At 68.7% G+C, this 20,295-nt stretch carries 13 protein-coding genes; 3 read left to right on the forward strand and 10 right to left on the reverse strand.

Translation table 11 applies throughout. The features are described from left to right. Positions 1-92 precede the first annotated feature (92 nt). From AC0NZN_RS15030 to AC0NZN_RS15045, 4 genes are read right to left on the reverse strand one after another with little or no spacing between them, the layout of a single operon-like run. Positions 93-1,043 (reverse strand): sugar kinase, encoded by a 951-nt coding sequence (locus tag AC0NZN_RS15030; protein WP_474593122.1) that lies wholly within the window; start codon positions 1,041-1,043, stop codon positions 93-95. Continuing rightward, positions 1,040-1,645, reverse strand: a complete 606-nt coding sequence (gene eda, locus AC0NZN_RS15035; RefSeq protein WP_474593123.1) for a bifunctional 4-hydroxy-2-oxoglutarate aldolase/2-dehydro-3-deoxy-phosphogluconate aldolase — start codon at positions 1,643-1,645, stop codon at positions 1,040-1,042. The genes AC0NZN_RS15030 and eda overlap by 4 nt, the downstream gene beginning before the upstream one ends. After that, complete coding sequence (locus AC0NZN_RS15040; RefSeq protein WP_474593124.1) at positions 1,642-2,403, reverse strand: SDR family oxidoreductase; 762 nt, start codon at positions 2,401-2,403, stop codon at positions 1,642-1,644. Before AC0NZN_RS15040 ends, eda begins: the two co-directional genes overlap by 4 nt. Continuing rightward, positions 2,400-3,383 (reverse strand): zinc-dependent alcohol dehydrogenase, encoded by a 984-nt coding sequence (locus AC0NZN_RS15045; protein WP_474593125.1) that lies wholly within the window; start codon positions 3,381-3,383, stop codon positions 2,400-2,402. Before AC0NZN_RS15045 ends, AC0NZN_RS15040 begins: the two co-directional genes overlap by 4 nt. 157 nt (positions 3,384-3,540) lie before the next feature. Between AC0NZN_RS15045 and AC0NZN_RS15050 the strand changes: the two genes are divergently transcribed. Continuing rightward, complete coding sequence (locus AC0NZN_RS15050; protein ID WP_474593126.1) at positions 3,541-4,533, forward strand: aldo/keto reductase; 993 nt, start codon at positions 3,541-3,543, stop codon at positions 4,531-4,533. Positions 4,534-4,590: 57 nt separating this feature from the next. Here AC0NZN_RS15050 and AC0NZN_RS15055 read toward each other — a convergent pair whose 3' ends face one another. Together AC0NZN_RS15055 and AC0NZN_RS15060 are read right to left on the reverse strand one after the other, a co-directional pair. After that, positions 4,591-7,680: a PxKF domain-containing protein gene (locus AC0NZN_RS15055; protein ID WP_474593127.1), complete on the reverse strand. Its 3,090-nt coding sequence runs from the start codon at positions 7,678-7,680 to the stop codon at positions 4,591-4,593. Positions 7,681-8,270: 590 nt separating this feature from the next. Further along, positions 8,271-8,672, reverse strand: coding sequence for a VOC family protein (locus AC0NZN_RS15060; RefSeq protein ID WP_474591230.1), 402 nt, complete (start codon positions 8,670-8,672; stop codon positions 8,271-8,273). Positions 8,673-9,108: 436 nt separating this feature from the next. Here AC0NZN_RS15060 and AC0NZN_RS15065 point away from each other — a divergent pair, with 436 nt between their 5' ends. Together AC0NZN_RS15065 and AC0NZN_RS15070 are read left to right on the forward strand one after the other, a co-directional pair. Beyond that, positions 9,109-16,134 carry a N,N-dimethylformamidase beta subunit family domain-containing protein gene (locus tag AC0NZN_RS15065; RefSeq protein WP_474593128.1) on the forward strand — a complete coding sequence of 2,342 codons (7,026 nt, stop codon included), beginning with the start codon at positions 9,109-9,111 and terminating at the stop codon, positions 16,132-16,134. 137 nt (positions 16,135-16,271) lie between these two features. Beyond that, positions 16,272-17,096 carry a GCN5 family acetyltransferase gene (locus AC0NZN_RS15070; RefSeq protein ID WP_474593129.1) on the forward strand — a complete coding sequence of 275 codons (825 nt, stop codon included), beginning with the start codon at positions 16,272-16,274 and terminating at the stop codon, positions 17,094-17,096. A gap of 78 nt (positions 17,097-17,174) precedes the next feature. Here AC0NZN_RS15070 and crcB read toward each other — a convergent pair whose 3' ends face one another. From crcB to AC0NZN_RS15090, 4 genes are all read right to left on the reverse strand, one after another. Beyond that, positions 17,175-17,546, reverse strand: a complete 372-nt coding sequence (gene crcB / locus AC0NZN_RS15075; RefSeq protein ID WP_474593130.1) for a fluoride efflux transporter CrcB — start codon at positions 17,544-17,546, stop codon at positions 17,175-17,177. After that, entirely contained in the window at positions 17,543-17,944 is a 402-nt protein-coding gene (locus AC0NZN_RS15080; RefSeq protein ID WP_474593131.1) for a fluoride efflux transporter FluC, read from the reverse strand. The genes crcB and AC0NZN_RS15080 overlap by 4 nt, the downstream gene beginning before the upstream one ends. Before the next feature lie 62 nt (positions 17,945-18,006). Next, positions 18,007-18,924, reverse strand: a complete 918-nt coding sequence (locus AC0NZN_RS15085) for an EamA family transporter (RefSeq protein ID WP_474593132.1) — start codon at positions 18,922-18,924, stop codon at positions 18,007-18,009. After that, a complete protein-coding gene (locus AC0NZN_RS15090) occupies positions 18,921-20,198 on the reverse strand; it encodes a serine hydrolase domain-containing protein (RefSeq protein WP_474593133.1) in 1,278 nt (425 codons plus the stop codon). Before AC0NZN_RS15090 ends, AC0NZN_RS15085 begins: the two co-directional genes overlap by 4 nt. Positions 20,199-20,295 lie beyond the last annotated feature (97 nt).

Raw genomic sequence — 20,295 nt, forward strand, 5'->3', positions numbered from 1 at the left:
GAGATTTCCTTGTCTTGTCGACTTCGTTGACGACTCCGGGGAGGCGCGTACCCCGACTATAGAGCATACGTATTATGTTTACCATCCGTGATTCACCGAGATACCGGATCGTTACTTTCGAGGAGCGCGAGATCCCCGGCTCGCGGCAGGCTCTCCCAATCGCCGGCCCCCATGCAGGCGAACGCCCCCGCGGCGGTGCCCAGCTCGAGACACTCCTCGGTATGCCGGCCACGCAGTCGAGCGGACAGGAACCCCGCGACGAAGGCATCCCCCGCGCCCACCGTGTCTACGACGGGAACGGCCAGCGCCGGCCGCTCGATGAGGGAAACTCCTTCTTGCGCGAGGCTTCCGCGAGCGCCGCGCTTGAGCACGGCGACGGCGGGACCGAGGGCTGCCATCGCCGTCACGAGCCTCTTCGGGTCGTCCGCCGGTGCACCGGTCAGCAGGGCCGCCTCGTCTTCGCCGGCGAACAGGATGTCCGCGAATGCTGCGACTTCGCGGTACACCTCTGCGGGGTCTCCCGATCGCCACAGCGAAGACCGGTGGTTCACATCGAACGACACGGGGACTCGTGCGTCTCGGGCCCGACGGAGGACGTCTCGCACCGTGTCCATGCCGGACTGTGAGATGGATGCCGTGATGCCGCTGACATGCACCATGGCAGCGGTCTCGACGAGCGAGGGCGGTATGTCGTCCGGCTGGATCCGACTCCCCGCGCTCCCGGAGCGGTAGAACCACACGCGCGAGGTGTGCGGCGTCGGCTTCTCCTTGAGCATGAGTCCGGTCGGCGCATCGGCGTCGACGATGGCAGAGGCGGAAACGCCTTGACCACGGATGTCCCGGATGATCCGGCGACCGAGGCTGTCGTCTCCGACCCGTCCCACCCACGCCACCGGGATGCCGAGCCTGCTCAGTCCGATCGCGACGTTGCTGTCGGCACCGCCCGTGGCGATCCGCGCCGTGTCGACGTCGGAGAGGTCACCGATGTCGTTGGTCCTGAACAACCCCATCGTCTCGCCGAAGGTGAGCACATGCCCGCTCATGCGACGGTCTCGACGGCTTCTCTGCACAGCGTCTCGACACGTGCGAAGTCGCCGGATGCGATCGCGTCGCGAGGCACCATCCAGCTGCCTCCGACGGCCACGACTGACGGAAGCCGCAGGTACTCGCGGGCGCTCGAAGCGTCGATGCCGCCGGTGGGGATGAACGCCGTATCGGGGAACACGGTGGCCAGGGCAGCGAGGGCGGCGCGTCCGCCGGACTGCTCTGCAGGGAAGTACTTCACGGTGCGCAGTCCGAGGGAACGCGCACGCATCAGCTCCGTCGCCGTCGCGAGGCCGGGGACCAGAGGGATGCCTCTCGCCTGTGCAGCGTGCACCACCTCCTCCGAGAGACCGGGGCTGACCAGGAATCGTGCGCCCGCGTCCACCGCGGCATCCACGTCGGCAGCGGACAGAACGGTGCCCGCTGCCGCGCGCAGGCCGGGGATCGCCGCGAGGATGCGCAGCGCGCCGAGTGCCGCGTCGGTGCGCAGTGTGACCTCGACCTGTCGGATGCCGCCCGCGAGCAGTGCGCATGCGAGGGGCTCAGCCGCGTCCGGACTGTCGATGACGAGCACCGGCAGTATGGGCCCGAGCTCGATCATCGACCGAGCCACCCTCCGTCGACGGGCACGATCGCTCCCGAGACGTATCCGGCAGCCTCCGACGCGAGGAAGACCGCGGTCCCCCCGATGTCCTCGGCACGCCCCCAGCGGCCCGCGGGAATCCGATCCAGAATCGCGCGCGAGCGGTCGTCGTCCTCACGCAGGGCCTGAGTGTTGTCGGTCTCGATGTAACCCGGGGCGATGCCGTTCACGGTCACTCCGCGCCCGGCCCACTCGTTCGACAGAGCGCGAACGAGACCTGCCACCCCTGACTTGGCCGCGGCGTAACCCGGGACATTGATCCCGCCCTGGAACGACAGGAGGGATGCGGTGAAGACGATCCGGCCGCGGCCGGCCTCCAGCATCCGCCTGCCGAGCGTCTGCGCGAGGATGAACCCGCTGGTGAGATCGACTTCGAGCACCTCGTCGAACCACTCGAGCGGGTGTTCCGCCGCCGGTGCACGCCGGATCGTCCCCGCGTTGTTGATCAGGATGTCCACGGCCCGCTCGCGCGCGGCCAGCTGCGTCGCGAGATCGGCCACCTGGTGGCGGTCGGCGAAATCGACGCGGTGGCCCTCGAAGGCGCGCCCCATTTGGCGCACGCGCTCACCGATCGATGAGGACTCGGGATCGAGCGTTGCCGACACGCCGATGATGTCGGCGCCGGCGGCGGCCAGGGCCTCGGCGACGGCGAAGCCGATCCCGCGCTTGGCGCCTGTCACGACGGCCACTCGGCCCGACAGGTCGAACGGATTCATCGCGGCACCTCCACGAGGAGCTTCATGGCCGTGCCGGCCTCGAGGGCCTCGAACGCCTGCGCCACGTCGGTGAGGGGCACGACCCTCGTGATCAGGCGTTCCGCGGGGATGACGCCGTCGGAGATCAGCTCCACGGCGCGCTCGAAGTCCTGTCGCTGGTAAACGCGGGCGCCCAGGATCCGGAGTTCGCGCCAGAACACGCGATGCAGGTCGATCGGGCGCGGCTGCGAGTGGATGGCGACGACGACCAGCGTCCCGCGAACCTTCGCGAGCGAGGTGGCGCCGAGCACAGCGGCCGCGGCACCGGAGACCTCGAAGACGACATCGGCGCCCGCGCCACCCGTCCATTCCTCCACCCAGGCGACCTGATCGACGCTCGACGGATCGACCGTGCGCAGCCCCATGGCATCGGCCGCCGCCCGCCGGTTCGAGTCGATCTCGAAGACGACGACCTCGGCGCCGAAGGCCGCGGCGACCGTCGCGATGAGCACGCCGATCGGACCCGCGCCGATGACGACCGCCTTGTCTCCGGCACTCAGCTCGGACCGTCGAACGTCGTGCACGGCGACGGCGACCGGTTCCACGAGCGCCGCATCGCGAAGCGACACCTCGGCGGGCACCCGCACCAGCTTGGACGCCGGAACATTCCACTGCTCCTGCATCGCGCCGGGGGTGTCGATGCCGATGAAGTCCAGGTTCTGACAGATGTGCTCGTTGCCCGCTCGACAGGCTGGGCACGTGCCGTCCCACGCGAGCGGCATCACGGTCACGGCGTCGCCGACCGCCCACCCCTCGACACCGGGACCGAGTTCGAGGATCGTGCCCGACATCTCATGCCCGATCGTCGCGGGCACCGCGACGCGCCCGTCCATGTCGCCGTGGAAGATGTGAAGGTCCGTGCCGCAGATCCCCACATAGGCGACGGAGAGGCGGACCTCGCCGGCCCGCAGATCGTCCGGATCGCGTTCTTCGACGGCCATCGTCCGCTCACCTGTGTACATCGCCGCCTGCATCGGCTGCTCCTCTCGGGTACGTTGACGGCCGGCGATCGTGGACCATCGGCCGAGGTCATGTAAACATAATACGTATGCTCACCTACGACGCATCATCCCGTTACCCGAACGAGGGCGGACAGCGATGACGACCGCCTTGCCGACCCGCCGACTCCGAAACGGCATCGCGATGACCGAGCTCGGCTTCGGCGCAGCGCAGCTCGGAAACCTCTTCACCGAGACCACCGACGAAGCATCCGCATCCGCCGTCGATGCGGCGCTCCGGGCCGGTATCCGGTACTTCGACAGCGCGCCGCATTACGGCCTCGGGCTCTCCGAGCAGCGCCTCGGTCGGGCCGTGGCACCGGTGCAGCGCGGCGACATCGTGCTGTCCTCGAAAGTGGGCCGGCTGCTGGTCGACAGCCCCGAGACGGCAGACCGGCTGGACGACGACGGATTCGTCGTGCCCGCGAGCCGCCGCCGTGTCTGGGACTTCAGCCGCGACGGCATCCTCCGCTCGGTCGAGGCGTCCCTGGCCCGTCTCGGCACGGATCGGCTCGACATCGCCTACCTGCATGACCCCGACGATCACTGGAGTGCGGCCTCCACCAGTGGCATTGCCGCCCTGATCGAGCTGCGTGATCAAGGAGTGGTCGGGGCGATCGGCGCCGGGATGAACCAGTCTGCGATGCTGACCGAGTTCGTCCGGCGCACGGATGTGGATGTCGTCATGGTGGCGGGCCGATTCACCCTGCTCGACTCCTCCGCGCTCGACGATCTCCTCCCTCTGGCACAGTCCCGCGGGGTCGGTGTCGTCGCGGCCGCCGTGTACAACTCCGGGCTCCTCAGCAGCGACACAGTGAACCGTCACGCGCACTTCGACTACGGCACCGCAGCCGACGAGATCGTGGATCGGGCGGTCGCGATCGCGCAGGTCTGCGCGAGGCACGGCGTCACGCTCCCCGCGGTGGCCGTGCAATACCCGCTTCGGCACCCCGCCGTCGTGTCAGTCGTGACCGGAATGCGGACGGACAACCACGTGCGCAGCACGGTCGAGCGCTACCAGGCTCGGGTCCCCGAAGGACTGTGGGAGGAGCTCGACGCCACTGGCCTCGCGCCCGACCCGGCCGACCGCTGACCGGTTCGCACGGAACTCGCTCAAGGTCCGCGCACACCACTGTGCGTCAGGGCGCTGCTACTTCAGGAACGAGAAGAGCGCCGTGTGGGTCGTGCCGTCAGCAAGTGCGACAACGAGGGTTCCGCAGGTGCCGGCCCACGACTTCGCCGTCTTCCACACGTAGGTGTAGGTGTCGGTGGCGGGGTCGTACTGCAGTCCGCTGTCGCCCGCAGACGCGGTCTGCTCGATCGCGTCTACGGTCGCCGAATCGGAGCACTGGCCGAACTGCACAGAGGGCGAGCCGGCCGCCAGGATCGCCGTTCCGTGATCCCCGGTCAGGCTGAACTTGATCGGCACGGCACTGCCGGCCTTGACCGAGTTCACGACGTCACCCGTGTCGATCGGGCTCTGGAAGCCGCCCCACTCGTAGATCACGGTGATCGTCACGACCTTCGTCGCCGAGAAGCTCTCGCTCCCCGACCCGTCAGTCGCCGTGAACGTCACCGTGTAGGTTCCCGCCTGTGTATGCGAGGGCGTCCAGCTGAACCGGTGCGTCGCGGGATCGAAGGTGGCGCCGTCGGGCAGGCCCGACGCTGAATAGGTGATGGCGTCGCCGCTCGGGGCCGCGGCATCCACTCCGAAGGCCAGGTTGCTGCCCTCGCTCACCGTCTGCGACTCGCCGCCGGCCGTGAACTCCGGTGCGCTGGTCACATCGAGTCCGTCGAACTGGTTGACCGCCCACTGGTTGACGTCGTGGGAGGTGCTGAACAGTCCGGCATCCTGCAGCGCCGCTGCGCTCGCGAGCGTGACCGGCGAGCCGATTCGCACCCAGTTCGCACCGTCGTACGAGTACGACGCGGTGTAGACGTTGCCCGAGCGGCTCAGCTTGACCCAGATCGGACGGAAGCGGTCCACCTTCACGTTCGCGCTGCTGTCGAGATACCCGTCAGCGTTGGCATCCCACTCGAAGTCGACGCCGTTCGTTCCCGTCACGGCCACGACGGCATAGCCCGCCGAGGATCCGGACTTCGTGATGTCGTTCCTCACCATGACGCCGGACTTCGCCCACGCGTTCGTGTCGTTGATGGCGACCACGCGGGTCTTCACGACGGCGTTCTGGCTGTACGAGTGCGCCTGGAAGATGGATCCGTACTGGTCGTCGTGCTGACCGCCGGCACCCCACACATCCGCGCCCTTCGCGGCGATTCCGAAACCGCCCCCGGCCTGCCCGAAGACGGAGGAGGTCGCCGACGCGTAGGTCGAATACGGCGCGCTCACGGGGTTGGATGTCGGGCATCCTGCCAGACCGAGGAGGTTGGCGTTCAGCGAGGTGCGGTAGGCCGGGCGGACTCCCGCATCACACGTCACGGCCTGCGCGGCTGCCGGCCAGTTCGGCACGGTGACCTTCAGGTTGTTCGTGATCACGTCGCGATGCTGCGTCGAGTTGGGGGTGGATGCCCCGCCCCCCGAGTACCAGTTGTTCTGCAGAGTGTTGTCGCCCGTGTTGTTGCGCAGGCTGTAACCGTTCAGGAACGTCCACGCCCCGCCGCCCTGCAGGACGTTGTTCTGATACGTCACGTAACGCGTCCCCTCATCGCCGTACAGCGCGACTCCGGAGAAGTTGTACAGGTAGTTGTTCTGGATGACGGTGCCCGGGCTGGCCGAGAGGTTGTACACGGTCCCGCCGTCGGCGAACTTCGCCTTCGAGTTGTGGACCAGGTTGCCCTCCACCCTGTTGTCCTTCAACGTGGTGGGCGTCGTGTAGAGCGGGTTCCAGTTGTAGTACCCCCGGTCGACGTAGTCGTTCGACCCTCCCGCGTCGTTGATGCCCCACCCGTATCCGGTGTCGATTCCGTCGTACGGGACGTTGGACACCTCGTTGTGGAGGATGGATGCCCGCGTGACATAGGTGCTCAGAATGCCGCCGTTGTCCTTGTAGTCCACAGACACGTGATCGACGGTGTTGTCCTGGATGAGGATGTCGCTGTTGGTCATCCGCGGGTCGCTCGGGTGGTGCGCATCCGGAAGGACGCCGCCTACCGCGATGCCGTGGCCGGCATCCTCGAAGAACCGGTTCCCCGTGATCTCGATGTTGCTTGCGCCGAGTCCGACCCCGCTGTGCGTCGCGTTCGCGTCGTTGCCGACGCCCAGCGCGCTCTGACCGAGGTTCGTGAACGTGTTGCCCGTGAAGGTCACGTTCGAGGCTGCGGAGACCTGGACCGCCGCCGGCTCCTGATGCCACTCCGTCCGGGCGCGCTCGAACATCTCGCAGCCGCGCGCACAGCTGGTGAACGCGTCAGCGGGCCGATAAGACCGAGTACCGGTGAGGAACGTCCCGTTCTGCTGGTCCGCGTAGCCTTCGGCGGACGAGGGCGCCAGCCAGGACGTGCCGGAGAACTGGATGCCGCTGAACGCCAGACCCTTCACGGGGTTGTCGTAGGTGCCGCTGATGCTGACGAGAGTCTGAAGACGAGGGAGTTCGATCTTCAGGTTGTTCGGGTCGACGCCAGGGGCGGGCTTGTAGTACAGCACTCCGTCGCTCGGGCTGATGTACCACTGACCCACATCGGTGAGGAACCGCAGGGAGTTCTCGAGATACCACGTGGGCGCAGCGAGAAGCGAACTCTGCACCGTGTCCCAACCCCAGGTGTTGTTGTCCCAGCCGGGCTGCTTCATGGTGATGGTCGATCCGCTGACGCTGTCAACCTGGCTGTAACGATCGGTGAAGTCACCCGTCGACTCGAACTCGATCCGTCCCTGGTCGGGAAGCGTCGCAAGATAGCTCAGGGCGGCGTTCTTGATCGTGATTCCGGTGGCGGTGACCGCGACGTCGCTGCTGGACACCTTGATGCCCGCGCGCGGCGCGATGACGCCGTTCACATAGAGCTGTCGGGTGTCGAGGCCCGCCGGTGTCGCGGCCTGCCAGATGCCGGATCCCGCGCTCGACGGCTGCCAGTTCTCGACTGCGGTGCTGCCGGAGATGACGGGGTGGGCGCCCGGTGCGGCCTGCCAGGTCACGAGGCTGTCGCCACCACCGTCGTTCGCCCCGAACTCGAGGGGGCTGGAGATCCGGTACGTGCCGTCGGCGAGCTGGACGGTGATCCCGCCCGTCTTGTCCATGCCTTGGACGACGGACTTCGCGTGCTCGATCGAGCACGGAGCAGCCACGGAGCAGTCCGATGACGTGCTGCCCGACGGTGCCGCGTACAGCGTGGTGCCTGCATCCGCTGATGCGCTCTGAGCGGTCAGTCCAGACAGGACCAGCGCTCCCAGACCAACAGCGGCCATCGCGGCCGCTCGCCACGCCGGTCGCGCACTTCGCGACCGCGTAGATGACTTCGGTGTCATGAAATTCGCTCTCTCTCTCAGGGGACGAATCGCCCGAAAGAACACATATCATACGTATTATGTCTCTGTCCAGCAGTTCTCATGGTCAAGTCCTTTTCGTGGTGTAGCCGGGTTAGGCGGTGAGGAGGAGCTCGTCGTGGGCTGTGGCTGTTCGGTGTGGTCGTGGCGGGTGTGGACGAGTCGGCGCATTGAGGTGCCTGAGAAGTAGCGCGTTCGCCGTATTGCCATTCCTCGCACTTCAATGAGCGCACCGGTGGCGAACGCTCAGCGACCGGCCTGCGGCCCGTTTCGACGCCGACTGATGGATGAGTCGACTTGCTGCCGTGCGTGGGCGTGAGGCAAGTGCGACTGAGCGTCTTGCACCTGCATGTGGGCATGCGACGCGGGCGCAGCTGCGGAGGGCGGTGCACCTAACCCGCGAAGGTCGCGAACGTCCAGTGGTTTCCGTCGGGGTCGGCGATGGTGAACTCGCGCGATGGGTAATCCGTCTGGTCGACGAGCTCGTGCACGATCACTGCACCTAGGGCGCGGGCCCTGGTCATCACCTCGTCGGGATCGGCCGTCACGACGTGAAGCGAACTCGTTCCCGGGCGGCACGGCGTCGCGCGTTCGCCGGTGCTGGAAACCAGTACGCGACCGCCGTCGGGCCAGTCGAGCTGGCAGTGATGGATCTGTCCGTCACGTTCACCCGGAATCAGGAGGTCCTGGGTGAACCCGAGGGCGAGAAGCCAGGCACGAATAGCCGGGGCGTCGTCGCTGACGACGCTCGCCCAGATGCTCTGCTGCCGGATGCCGCTGGAGCGAATAGGCACGCCGCTAGCGTACTCCGCGAACTCCGCACCCACCGCGGAGCAGCGCCGGCATCGGCACGCTCGACCGGCCCGCGGTCCCTCCGCGCTCCGCCGCACGAGATCCCTTTGTTTTCAAGGCATCGCACCCCCAGCCGCTCGCGCCAGCCATTGCTTCCCCAGCAGACAGCGCGGGTTCGATTCCCGTCAGCCCCTCAACGAACACGACTGAATCCGCCTCAGGGGTTACACTTCGTCGCTCTGACCCCTATGATGTCCACGACATCAGAGATCGCCGGATAGGGATCCCCAAGATCCGATGGTGCGCTGCCTGGGGGCAGCGTTGGGGACGCGGGCCCACGGGCCCGTACTGGGGATTGAAGGCGCTCTTGTGGCACGCTCGATTGTCGGGGAGATCAGCGGCTCGTCGCGTATGCGACGTCGTCTGGCACTGCTAGCGGTGTCTGTTCTGGTCAGCGCGCTCGTGCCTGCAGTCGTGCTGCCGGCATCTCAGGCCATCGCCGCCGGACCGTGCGGTCCGCCCGTGACGAGCGTCATCGCGTGCGAGAACACGCTGACGGGCGATGCGCCGAGCGATTGGCAGGTGTCGGGGATCGGGGATGCCAGCATCCAGGGCTATGCGACCTCGATGAGTGTCAACGTCGGCGAGACGGTGCGCTTCAAGGTCAGCACGCCCGCCAGCAGCTACCACATCGACATCCTCCGGATGGGCTATTACCAGGGCAACGGTGCGCGCAAGGTCGCTGCCGGCGTGCTGCCGTCGGCGAAACTGCCGCAGAGCCAGCCCGCGTGCCTCACCGACTCCAGCACGGGGCTCATCGACTGCGGAAACTGGGCGGAATCCGCATCCTGGACCGTCCCGACGGGTGCCGTCTCGGGCGTCTACCTCGCGCACCTCGTCCGCAACGACACCGGCGGCAGCAGCCTCATCCCATTCGTCGTGCGCAACGACACCAGCACGAGCGACATCGTCGTGCAGACCTCGGACGAGACGTGGCAGGCCTACAACACGTACGGCGGCAACAGCCTCTACTCCTGCACGGTCGCGTGCCCCCCGGGCAACCCGGGCGGCTACAAGGCCGCGTACAAGGTGTCGTACAACCGGCCGTGGCACAGCCCGGCCGACGACAGCGGCGCCAGCTGGATCATGTACGCCGAGTACCCGATGATCCGGTTCCTGGAGTCCAACGGCTACGACGTCAGCTACACGAGCGGCTTGGATGTCGCGACACGCGGATCGCTCCTGCTCAACCACAAGACGTTCCTGTCGGTGGGTCACGACGAGTACTGGTCGGGCGATCAGCGCGCCAACGTCGAGGCGGCGCGCGATCGTGGCGTGAACCTCGCCTTCTTCAGCGGCAACGAGGTCTTCTGGAAGACCCGTTGGGAGCCGAGCACGGATGCGTCGAAGACCGCCGGCCGCACCCTGGTCTCGTACAAGGAGACGCACTTCGACGCTCCGGCCGACCCGCAGGATCCGACCACGTGGACGGGAACCTGGCGCGATCCGCGCTTCAGTCCGCCCGCCGACGGCGGAAGATCTGAGAACGCCCTGACCGGGCAGTTCTTCATCGTCAACGCAGGCACGACCGATATCCAAGTGCCCGGGGCGTATGCCGCGATGCGATTGTGGCGCAACACGGGGGTGGCTTCGCTCAGTTCCAGCCAGACGGCCACCCTCGGCTCGGGCATCGGCACGCTCGGCTACGAATGGGACGAGGATGCGGACAACGGCGCGCGACCGGCCGGGCTGTTCGATCTCTCCTCCACGACCTCCACCTCGGCGCAGGTCTTCGTCGACTACGGCACGAATGTGGCGACGGGGACCGCGACGCATCACCTCACCGAGTACCGCGCGCCCAGCGGCGCACTCGTCTTCGGCGCCGGCACCGTCCAGTGGTCGTGGGGCCTCGACGGCGCCACCACCGGAAAGACGCCTGACCGCAACATGCAGCAGGCGACCGTCAACCTCTTCGCGGATATGGGCGCGCAGCCGGCGACGCTGGCCGGGAACCTGGTCGCGGCATCCGCCTCGACCGACACCGCCGCGCCCAGCTCGACGATCACGAGCCCGGCGCAGACCGCGAACCTCGCCGACGGCGCTGCGACGACCATCTCTGGGACGGCAACGGATGCCGGAGGCGGTCAGGTCGCCGGCGTCGAGGTATCCACGGACAACGGCAAGACCTGGCACCCGGCCAAGGGAACCAGCTCGTGGACCTACTCGTGGGTGGCCCACGGAAGCCCCACGACCACCATTCGCTCGCGGGCTGTGGACGACAGCGGCAACCTCGAGGCGCCGAGTGCCGGTACCACGGTGAACGTCGGCTGCCCCTGCTCGATCTGGGGAACGAATGTCACGCCCGGTTCAGCCGACTCGGGCGACGGTCAGTCGATCGAGGTCGGCGTGAGATTCACCACCGACACGTTCGGCACCGTCAGCGGGATCCGCTTCTACAAGTCGAGCAAGAACACCGGAACGCACATCGGCAACCTGTGGACCTCCACCGGCCAGCTACTCGGGCGGGTGACCTTCTCGGGCGAGAGCGCCTCGGGCTGGCAGCAGGCCTCGTTCAGTCAGCCGGTCGCGGTCAGCCCGGGAACGACCTACATCGCGTCCTACTATGCGCCCGTGGGGCACTACGCCCAGGACAGCGGCTACTTCTACAACGCACCCGCGCCCGCACCGGATGGCAACGACTCCGTCGACAGCCCGCCGCTGCACGCGCCGCGATCGACAGCATCCAACCCGGACGGCGTGTATTCGTACACCTCGTCGACGACGTTCCCCAGCAGCACATACAACGCCGAGAACTACTGGGTGGACGTCGTGTTCACACCGTCCCCGGCACCCGGTCAAGTGACGAACGTGACGGCGACGCCGGGATACACCTCCGCCGCCGTCAGCTGGAGTGCGCCGAGCAGCGGAATCGCCACCGTCTACACGATCACCCCCTATATCGGCGCGACCGCACAGCCCTCGACGACGGTCGCCGGCAACCCTCCGGCGACATCGACAGTGGTCGCAGGACTGACCAACGGCACGACCTACACGTTCACGGTCACAGCCTCGAACCCCAACGGATTCGGGCCGACCTCTCCGCCGTCCAACAGCGTGACGCCCTCCGCGAGCGCGTCCGTTGTGCAGAACGGCGGCTTCGAATCCGGCGTGAGTCTGTGGACGCCCGCCGGTAGCCCGCTGGGGACGGCGAGCACCACGACGGTGCATTCCGGCACCGGGTCGGCCCTGCTCGGCACGGTATCGGGCACCGAGCCCACCGGAAACGGATCGCTGAGTCAGCAGGTCGCCGTCCCCGGCGGCACCAGCACCCTGAGCTTCTGGTACTGGCCCGCCACGACGGATGAGCTCTGCACCGGGTCGGCGTGCGCCTTCGACTGGCAGGAGGCGCAGCTGCGAACCCCCTCGGGCTCGACGCTCGCTTCGGTGCTCAAGAGCAACAGCAACGCGAGAACCTGGACGAAGGTCACCTTCGATACCACGCCGTACGCCGGTCAGTCCATCGTCCTCTGGTTCAACGTCCATCAGGACGGGGCGAATCCGCCCGACGACACGTGGATGTACGTGGACGACGTCACCCTGACCGGGTCCCAGCCGACCGCTCCGGGTGCGCCGACGGGTGTGACCGCCACAGCCGGCGACGGCCAGGCGACCGTGTCGTGGACGGCACCGGCCACCGGTGGTGCGCCGATCACGAGTTACACCGTCACCCCCTACATCGGCAGCGCTCCCCAGACACCGACCACGGTCACCGGAACGCCCCCCGGTACCACTACGACGGTCACCGGCCTGACCGACGGCACCGCCTACACGTTCACGGTGACCGCCACGAACAACGTCGGCACCGGCCCCGCATCCGCGCCCTCCAACAGCGTCACGCCGAGTGCTCCGACCGCACCTGCAGCGCCCAGCGGAGTGACGGCCATCGCGGGGAACACGCAGGCGACCGTGTCGTGGACGGCCCCGAGCAACGGGGGCGCCCCCATCACCGGGTACACGATCACCCCCTACATCGGCAGCGTTGCGCAGGCCCCGACGACGATCACCGGCACGCCGCCGGTGACGACCGCCACCGTGACGGGGCTCACCAACGGCACCGCGTACACCTTCACGGTGAAGGCGACGAACAGCATCGGCACGGGCGCGGAGTCTGCACGGTCCAACGCGGTCACCCCGGCGACCGCTCCGCCGGTCGCGTTCGTCCAGCAGGCCACCAGCCACGGCGTCGGGGCCACACGCACGGTGACCCCGACATCGGCCATCGCGACCGGCGACCGGATGATCGTCGAGGTGGGCATCTGGGGCGCTGCCCACCCGACGATCAGCTCGGTCACCGACAGCGCGGGCAACACGTACGTCAATGTGGCGCGCTTCACCGCCGCCGGCGACGGCACCGAGCAGACCGTCTGGACTGCCCCGATCACCGCGGGGGGCGGCACGAAGCCCACGATCACCGCCACCGCCACAGGCAGCGGCGACATCGGCGTAGCTGCTGTCGAATACGCCGGGCTCTCCACCACGGCCGGACTGGGTGCGGTCGATGTGACGAAGACCGCCAACGGAACGACGACCGGAGCGGCGACCGTGTTCTCCGGCGCCACAGCTCCCACCTCGGTCGCGGGTTTGGCGCTCGGCTTCTACGCCGACTCCGGGTTCGGCACCACGCTGACGCCGTCGAGCGGCTTCACTGCGCGAGCATCCATCGCGAACGCATCGGACATGGATCTGCTGGTGGAAGACCAGAGCGTCGTCGCAGGCGCCACTCCGAACGCCGGCACCGGGACCGGCGTGAACACGATCTGGCTCCAGAGCACGATCGTGTTCACGACGGCGGGCGGAACCAGCGCGAGCGCACCCGCGGCGCCCTCCGCAGTGACGGCCACCGCGGGCAACGGGCAGGCGACAGTCTCCTGGACCGCACCGAACAACGGCGGCTCACCCATCACCTCCTACACGGTCACGCCGTACATCGGCTCGACGCCGCAGTCGACGACCATCGTCACCGGCACACCACCTGTCACGACCGCGACCGTGTCGGGGCTCACCAACGGCACCGCATACACGTTCACGGTCACGGCGACGAACGCCGTCGGAACCGGACCCGCGTCAGCAGCGTCCAACAGCGTGACACCGAGCAGTGGCGGGCAAGGCCAGTGGGGCGCGCTGCAGACCTGGCCACTGGTCGCGATCCACAACATCCAGCTGAGCAACGGCAAGTACCTGCTCTTCGACGGATGGCAGAACCCGACGCCGACGATGGTGTGGGATCCCGCATCCAACACCTTCACCACGGTGAACGCGCCGGCCAGCATCTTCTGCGCCGGCAACACCCACCTGCCCGACGGCCGGGTCCTGGTCGTCGGGGGTCACGGCACCACGGATCTCGGCATCCCGACGACCTCGATCTTCGACCCGGCGACCGGCGCCTGGACGAAGGTGGCCGACATGAACGCGCCGCGCTGGTACCCCTCCCTGCTGCCGCTGTCCGACGGCCGATTCCTCGCTCTGAGCGGGAACTCCACCGACGGAAACCACTGGGCGGATACGCCTGAGGTCTACGATCCGACAGCGAACACGTGGACGCTCCTCACCGGCGTCAGCACCTCGCAGATCCACGAGGAGGAGTATCCGTTCACGTATCTGATGCCGAACGGCAAGGTCCTCGCGATGGGGCCGTCCGAGGACGTCTCGTACGTGCTCGACGTCAACGCGAAGACCTGGACGCCGATCGGGGCGAGCGGTGTCGTCAACGGGTCGTCGGTGATGTACCGGCCGGGCAAGGTGCTCTACAGCGGCGGGGCCGGCAGCGTGATCACGACGGCGCCGGCGTCGGCGGCGACATCGGTCATCGATCTGAGCGGGGCGACGCCGACGTGGCGGCAGACCGCGCCGATGAACACCGCGCGGGTTTACCACACCCTCACGATGCTCGCCGATGGCACGGTGCTCGCCGTCGGCGGCGAGGCCAGCAGCGATCAGACCCAGGTCACATCGGGCATTCTGACGACCGAGATCTGGAACCCCACGACCGAGACCTGGACGCTCGGACCGTCCATGTCGGCGGCGAGGAACTACCACTCGACCGCGGTGCTGATGCCGGACGGCCGCGTGCTCGTGGCGGGCGGCGGGCATGAGAACACGCTGTCCGACCCCGGTCAGAACTCCGCGCAGATCTACTCGCCGGCCTACCTGTCCAACGGCCCTCGGCCGACGATCACCTCGTCGACCTCGTCGACGACCTACGGCGGCACGATCACGGTGAACACGCCGGACGCGGCGAGCATCTCGGCGGTCAACCTCGTCTCCCTCGGCGCCGACACACACCAGGCCGACATGGGTCAGCATTTCGTGCCGCTGAACTTCACCGCAGGCAGCTCGACCCTGTCGGTGACGGCACCGAGCGGGTCGACGGTCGCAACCCCCGGTGACTACATGATGTTCATCGTCAACAGCAGCGGGGTGCCGTCGGTCGCCTCGATGGTGCACATCAGCGCCACGACGACGGCGCCGGGGGCGCCCACCGGTGTCACGGCGACGGCCGGCAACACGCAGGCGACGGTGTCGTGGACGGCACCCGCCGACGGTGGTTCGCCGATCACGTCGTACACGGTCACCCCGTTCATCGGGACGACGGCCCAGACGCCGACCACGATCACGGGGACCCCGCCCGCCACGACGGCGACGATCACCGGCCTCGCCAACGGTACGGCGTACACCTTCACGGTCAAGGCCACGAACGCGGTGGGCAGCGGTCAGCCGTCCGCCCCGTCCAACGCGGTGACGCCGACCGCGACGGTGACGCCGTCGTTCGTGCAGGCCGCGACCGCGCACGGAGGGGGTACGAAGACGCGCACGATCACGCTGCCCAACGCGATCACCGCCGGCAACCGTCTCATCGTCGAGGTCGGCGTGTGGTCGAGTTCGAATGCGACCACCAGCAGTGTCACCGACTCCGCGGGGAACGTGTACACCGAGCTGCTGCACTTCACCGCCTCCGACCAGACGGAGCAGAGCATCTGGTCGGCTCCGATCACGGCCGGAGGCGGAACGAAGCCGACGATCACGGTGACCGCGACGAACAACGCCGACATCGGGATCTCGACACTCGAGTACTCGGGTCTGTCGTCGGCCGCGGGTACCGGCGCCGTCCAGGTGTCCAAGACGGCGACGGGCACCGCGGCATCCGCCACCACCGTGTTCTCCGGAGCCACCGCCGCAGCGGCCGCGAACGGCCTTGCCCTGGGCTTCTACGCCGACTCCGGGTTCGGCGTCTCCCCGACGCCGAGCACCGGCTTCACCGCCCGCTCGACGATCGCCAACGCCACCGACATGGACCTGCTCGTCGAGGATCAGCAGATCGCGGCGGGCGCGACGGCCAATGCAGGCGCGACCACCAAGGCCGGAACGATCTGGCTCATGTCGACGATCGTCTTCAAAGGCTCCTGACGAGTTGAGCACAATCCTCTGAGGGAGATCGATGGGAGACCGGATGCCTCTCCCCTACAGCGTCCGGTCTCCCTTCGCCGCGCGTGCACGGCATCGCACCGCTATCTCCGGCGGCGCAGCCGCACTATGGTTCGTCCATGGACCTGCAGGAGGCGATGCGGGCGGCTGAGCTCGCCGAGGGGGACTACCTCCACGCGATGTTCGCGGGGGCGGACGACACGACCCGCGAGATGCTCGGAATGGCGCAGGAGCGGTTCGGGTCGGCATCCGCCACCGTCATGGCGAAGGACCCGACCGGTGGCTTCTGGAGCCGCGTCATCGGACTCGGCGTCGACGAGCCCGTGACGGCGGACATCGTCGACGGCATCATCGCCTTCGCGCGGAACCACGGCGCACAGAGCCTTCTGTGGCAGATCGCGCCCGACGCCGACGGGCCGTGGGAGCAGCTGCTCGCCGACCGCGGCGCGACGCCGGGCACGTCGTGGGTGAAGTTCGCCGCATCCGTCCCCGTCGACGCCCCCGAGGCGCCGACCGACCTGCGCATCGCATCGATCACCGCGCACCAGGCGCCCGCGTACGCCGAGGTGATGATCACGGGATTCGGGATGCCGGACGACCCGTACCTGCTCGAGTGGGTCTCGTCGGCAGCCACGGCGCCGGGCTTCCGCGCGCACGGCGCGTGGGACGGCGACCGGCTCGTCGCCGCGTCGATCTCGCACTCCGAGAGCGGGCGCACGATCCTCTGCGGCGCGGCGACCCTCCCGTCGGCGCGAGGACGCGGAGCCCAGAGCGCCCTCATGGCCGCGCGGTTCGCCGACGCCGTCGCGGCCGGCAGCACGTGGGTGACGGCGGAGACCTTCGCCGAGACCGAGCAGTCGGGCCCCAATCCGTCGCTGCACAACATGCGGCGCATGGGCCTCACCGAGCTCTACGCCCGACGCAACTGGCGCTGGACGCCGTAGGTCTGCCCCGGGAGGGATGCATCGACCGCCCCGGCCGGCGTCACCACGGCCGAGGAAGCCGTGATCCTGCCTTGACCGTCAGAGCGCTGTCCCGAGCCACAGCCCGACGACGGCGAAGGCGAAGGCGCCGATCGCCATGCCGACCGTGTGCAGCGAGACCTCCCGCCACCGGCCCTGCTGCGCGAGGCGCACCGCCTCGTAGCTCGCGGTGCTGAACGTCGTGTACCCGCCGAGGAATCCTGTCCCGAGAACGAGCCGCCACTCCGGCGACAGGACGTGGCCGGCGAGCCCGACGACCACACCCAGCAGGAACGAGCCGCTGAGGTTGATGATCAGCGTGCCGAGCGGGTAGGCCTCGACCCGCATCCGCACGATGCTGTCGAGCACGAACCGCGCGACGGCGCCGAGCCCGCCCGCGATCGCCATGAGGATCACGGCCCACAGCGTCATGCGCGGCGCCCGATCCGTGCGGCGATGGCGATTCCGGCGAGGGATGCCGCGGCCCCGAGCACGATCGTCGCGACGACGTAGACGAGCGACGGCCAGGTGATCCCGAGGAGGTCGGTGTCGACGGCGAACGCGCTGTAGGTCGTGTATCCGCCGAGCACGCCGGTGCCGAAGAAGAGGCGCACGCCGTGCGTCGGCCTGTCGTCCTCGCCCCGAAGGGCCAGAGCCTCGAGGAGCCAGCCGAGGGCGAAGGCTCCCGTCACGTTGACGAGCAGCGTCGCGACCGGCCAGCCCGACGGCAGCGCCGCCGCGAGGGCCCATCGCGCGAGGGTGCCGAGCGCCCCGCCGGCGAACACGAGTGCAAGGTAGCGCGGACGCTGATGCAGGGGCCGGTCGGACATCGCGCCCATTCTCCCATCCGGAGTGCCTCGACCTCGGCGACCCCGACGGCGTCGGCGATGGTTCAGGCGATGGGCTCGGCGAACGGCGCCTCGGGCGCGGCGGCCTCCGGCGACGGCGGAGCCTGCGGGGCCCGTCGGGTCATGCCGCTCCACACGGCGCCCATGCTCGCCGCGATCACCAGGCCGATGCCCACGAGCTCGACCCAGGTGAGGCTCTGGCCGAGCAGCACGAGGCCGGCGAGCGTCGCCACCGCCGGTGACACGCTCATCAGGACGGCGAAGACGGATGCCGGGATCCGCCGCAGCGCGATCAGCTCGAACGCGTACGGGATCGTCGAGGAGAGCATCGCCACCGCGGCTCCGAGACCGATGACGAGCGGCTGCAGCAGGGCGGCGCCCGCATCCGCGATGCCCAACGGCAGCGACACGATCGCGCCGATGCTCATCGCCAGGGCGAGCCCGTCGAGCTTCGGGAACTCGCCGCCGACCCGCGCGGACGACACGATGTACAGCGCCCAGCTGGCTGCCGCCCCCAGGGCGAAGAGCACGCCGACGACGTTGAGCCGGTCCCATCCGCCCCCGGCGAGCGCGACGACCCCGGCGAAGGCGAGCCCCGCCCACACCCACGCCGAGGCGCGATGGGCGGCGATGATCGACAGGACCAGAGGGCCGAGCACCTCGATCGTGACCGTCACGCCGAGCGGCAGGTGATTCAGCGCGAGGTAGAACAGGCTGTTCATGAGGGCGAGCACGACGCCGAACGCGATCACCGCCCGCCATCCGGACGGTGAATGCCCGCGCAGCCGCGGACGCGCGATGACCAGCAGGACGATCGCGGAGAAGACGAGCCGCAGCATCACCATGCCGAGCGGTCCGGTCTTCGGGAACAGCAGGACCGCGAGCGAGGCGCCGATGTCCTGACACAGCAGGCCCGCGATCACCAGGAGGATGGCGGGCGCGCCGGCGGCGCGCGTCGTCACTTGCTCGGCGGTGCGCAGATGGCCGAGTGCGCGATCGCGTCGGCATACTGCTGCGCCGTCCACGGCAGGCCGGCGGGCGGCGCCGCCTTGCCCTTCTCGGCGGGGGCCTTCGACGCGATGGCCGCGAGCTCGAAGGCGAGGTCCTGGGCGATGGATGCGCCGGCTCCCGAGTTGTTGAGCACGACCGCGATCGTCAGCCCGGAGCGCGGGTCGGAGTACGCGGCGGTGGCGTAGCCCGGGACCGATCCGTACTGGCCGATGAGGCTGCCGGCCTGGTACGCGCCGCCGGCCGCCGTGTACCAGGTTGGCGTGTCGGCACCGACGGGCTTCGGCGACGCGTAGCGTTTGGCATCCTTCGGGGTCAGCGTGCCCTTCGCGAGGGCCTGGACGTACGCGCCGAGGTCGTCGATGTCGGAGACGACACCCGCGGCCGACGAGCCCAGCGAGGCCGAGGCATCCGTCACGTCCGTGGGCTTGTCGCACACCCACGCGCCCTTGGCGTCCTTGACGGAGTTGAAGCCCTGGAGAGGCGTTCCGGTCGTGTGCGGGGGCGCCGCCTTGGCGCCCGGCAGAGCGGTCGAGGACAGTCCGAGGGGTGCGAACACCTCGTCGTGCAGGATCTGCGCGATGGGCTTGCCGATCACCTTCTCCAGGACGAGCCCGACGAGCACGTATCCGGCATCGGCGTCGTGGTAGGGCGTGACGGTCGCGGGTGGGATCGTCTGGCCGAGCCCGTAGGTGATGAGCTCGTTCGCATCCCACACGCGCGTGGGGTTGTCCGCCATCGCTGCGCCCAGCATCGCGCGATACGAGCCGATGGGCGCGGTGCCGTCGCACAGCTGGCGCAGCGTCGCGTCCTGCAGGTCGGGATACCGGGAGTCGTAGGCGGAGACCCGCTTGTCGACGTCGATCCTGCCCTCGCCGGCGAGGTGATACAGGGCGTCGCACGTCATGGCGCGCGTGATGTCCGCCACACGGAAGTCCATCCGGGTCGTCACAGGCGTCTTGGTCGTGGCCGACTGCGTGCCCACGCCGTCCACCCAGTCACCTGCCCACGGCGCCCAGACGCCGACGATGGCTCCGGATGCGCCGGCAGCGGTCATCGCGGCGGCCACGGCATCCTGCAGCTGCTTCTGCGTGTCCTTCGCGAAAGCGCCGCCGTTCCCCGCGACTGCGGCGGCCTCGACCTTCGGCGTGGGAGCGCACCCGGCGACGGCGAGCGCGACGACGAGAGCGGCCGCGGCGGCCACTGCCGTCCTCCGGCCCTTCGTCATAGGGAATCGCATCCTCACCCCCCGGTGATCGCGCCCTGCACGCCTGATCGTGCATTTCGATTCAAGCACACCGCGTCGACCATGCCCGCGGGGGCTT

The sequence above is a fragment of the Microbacterium sp. sgz311019 genome (assembly GCF_056135325.1).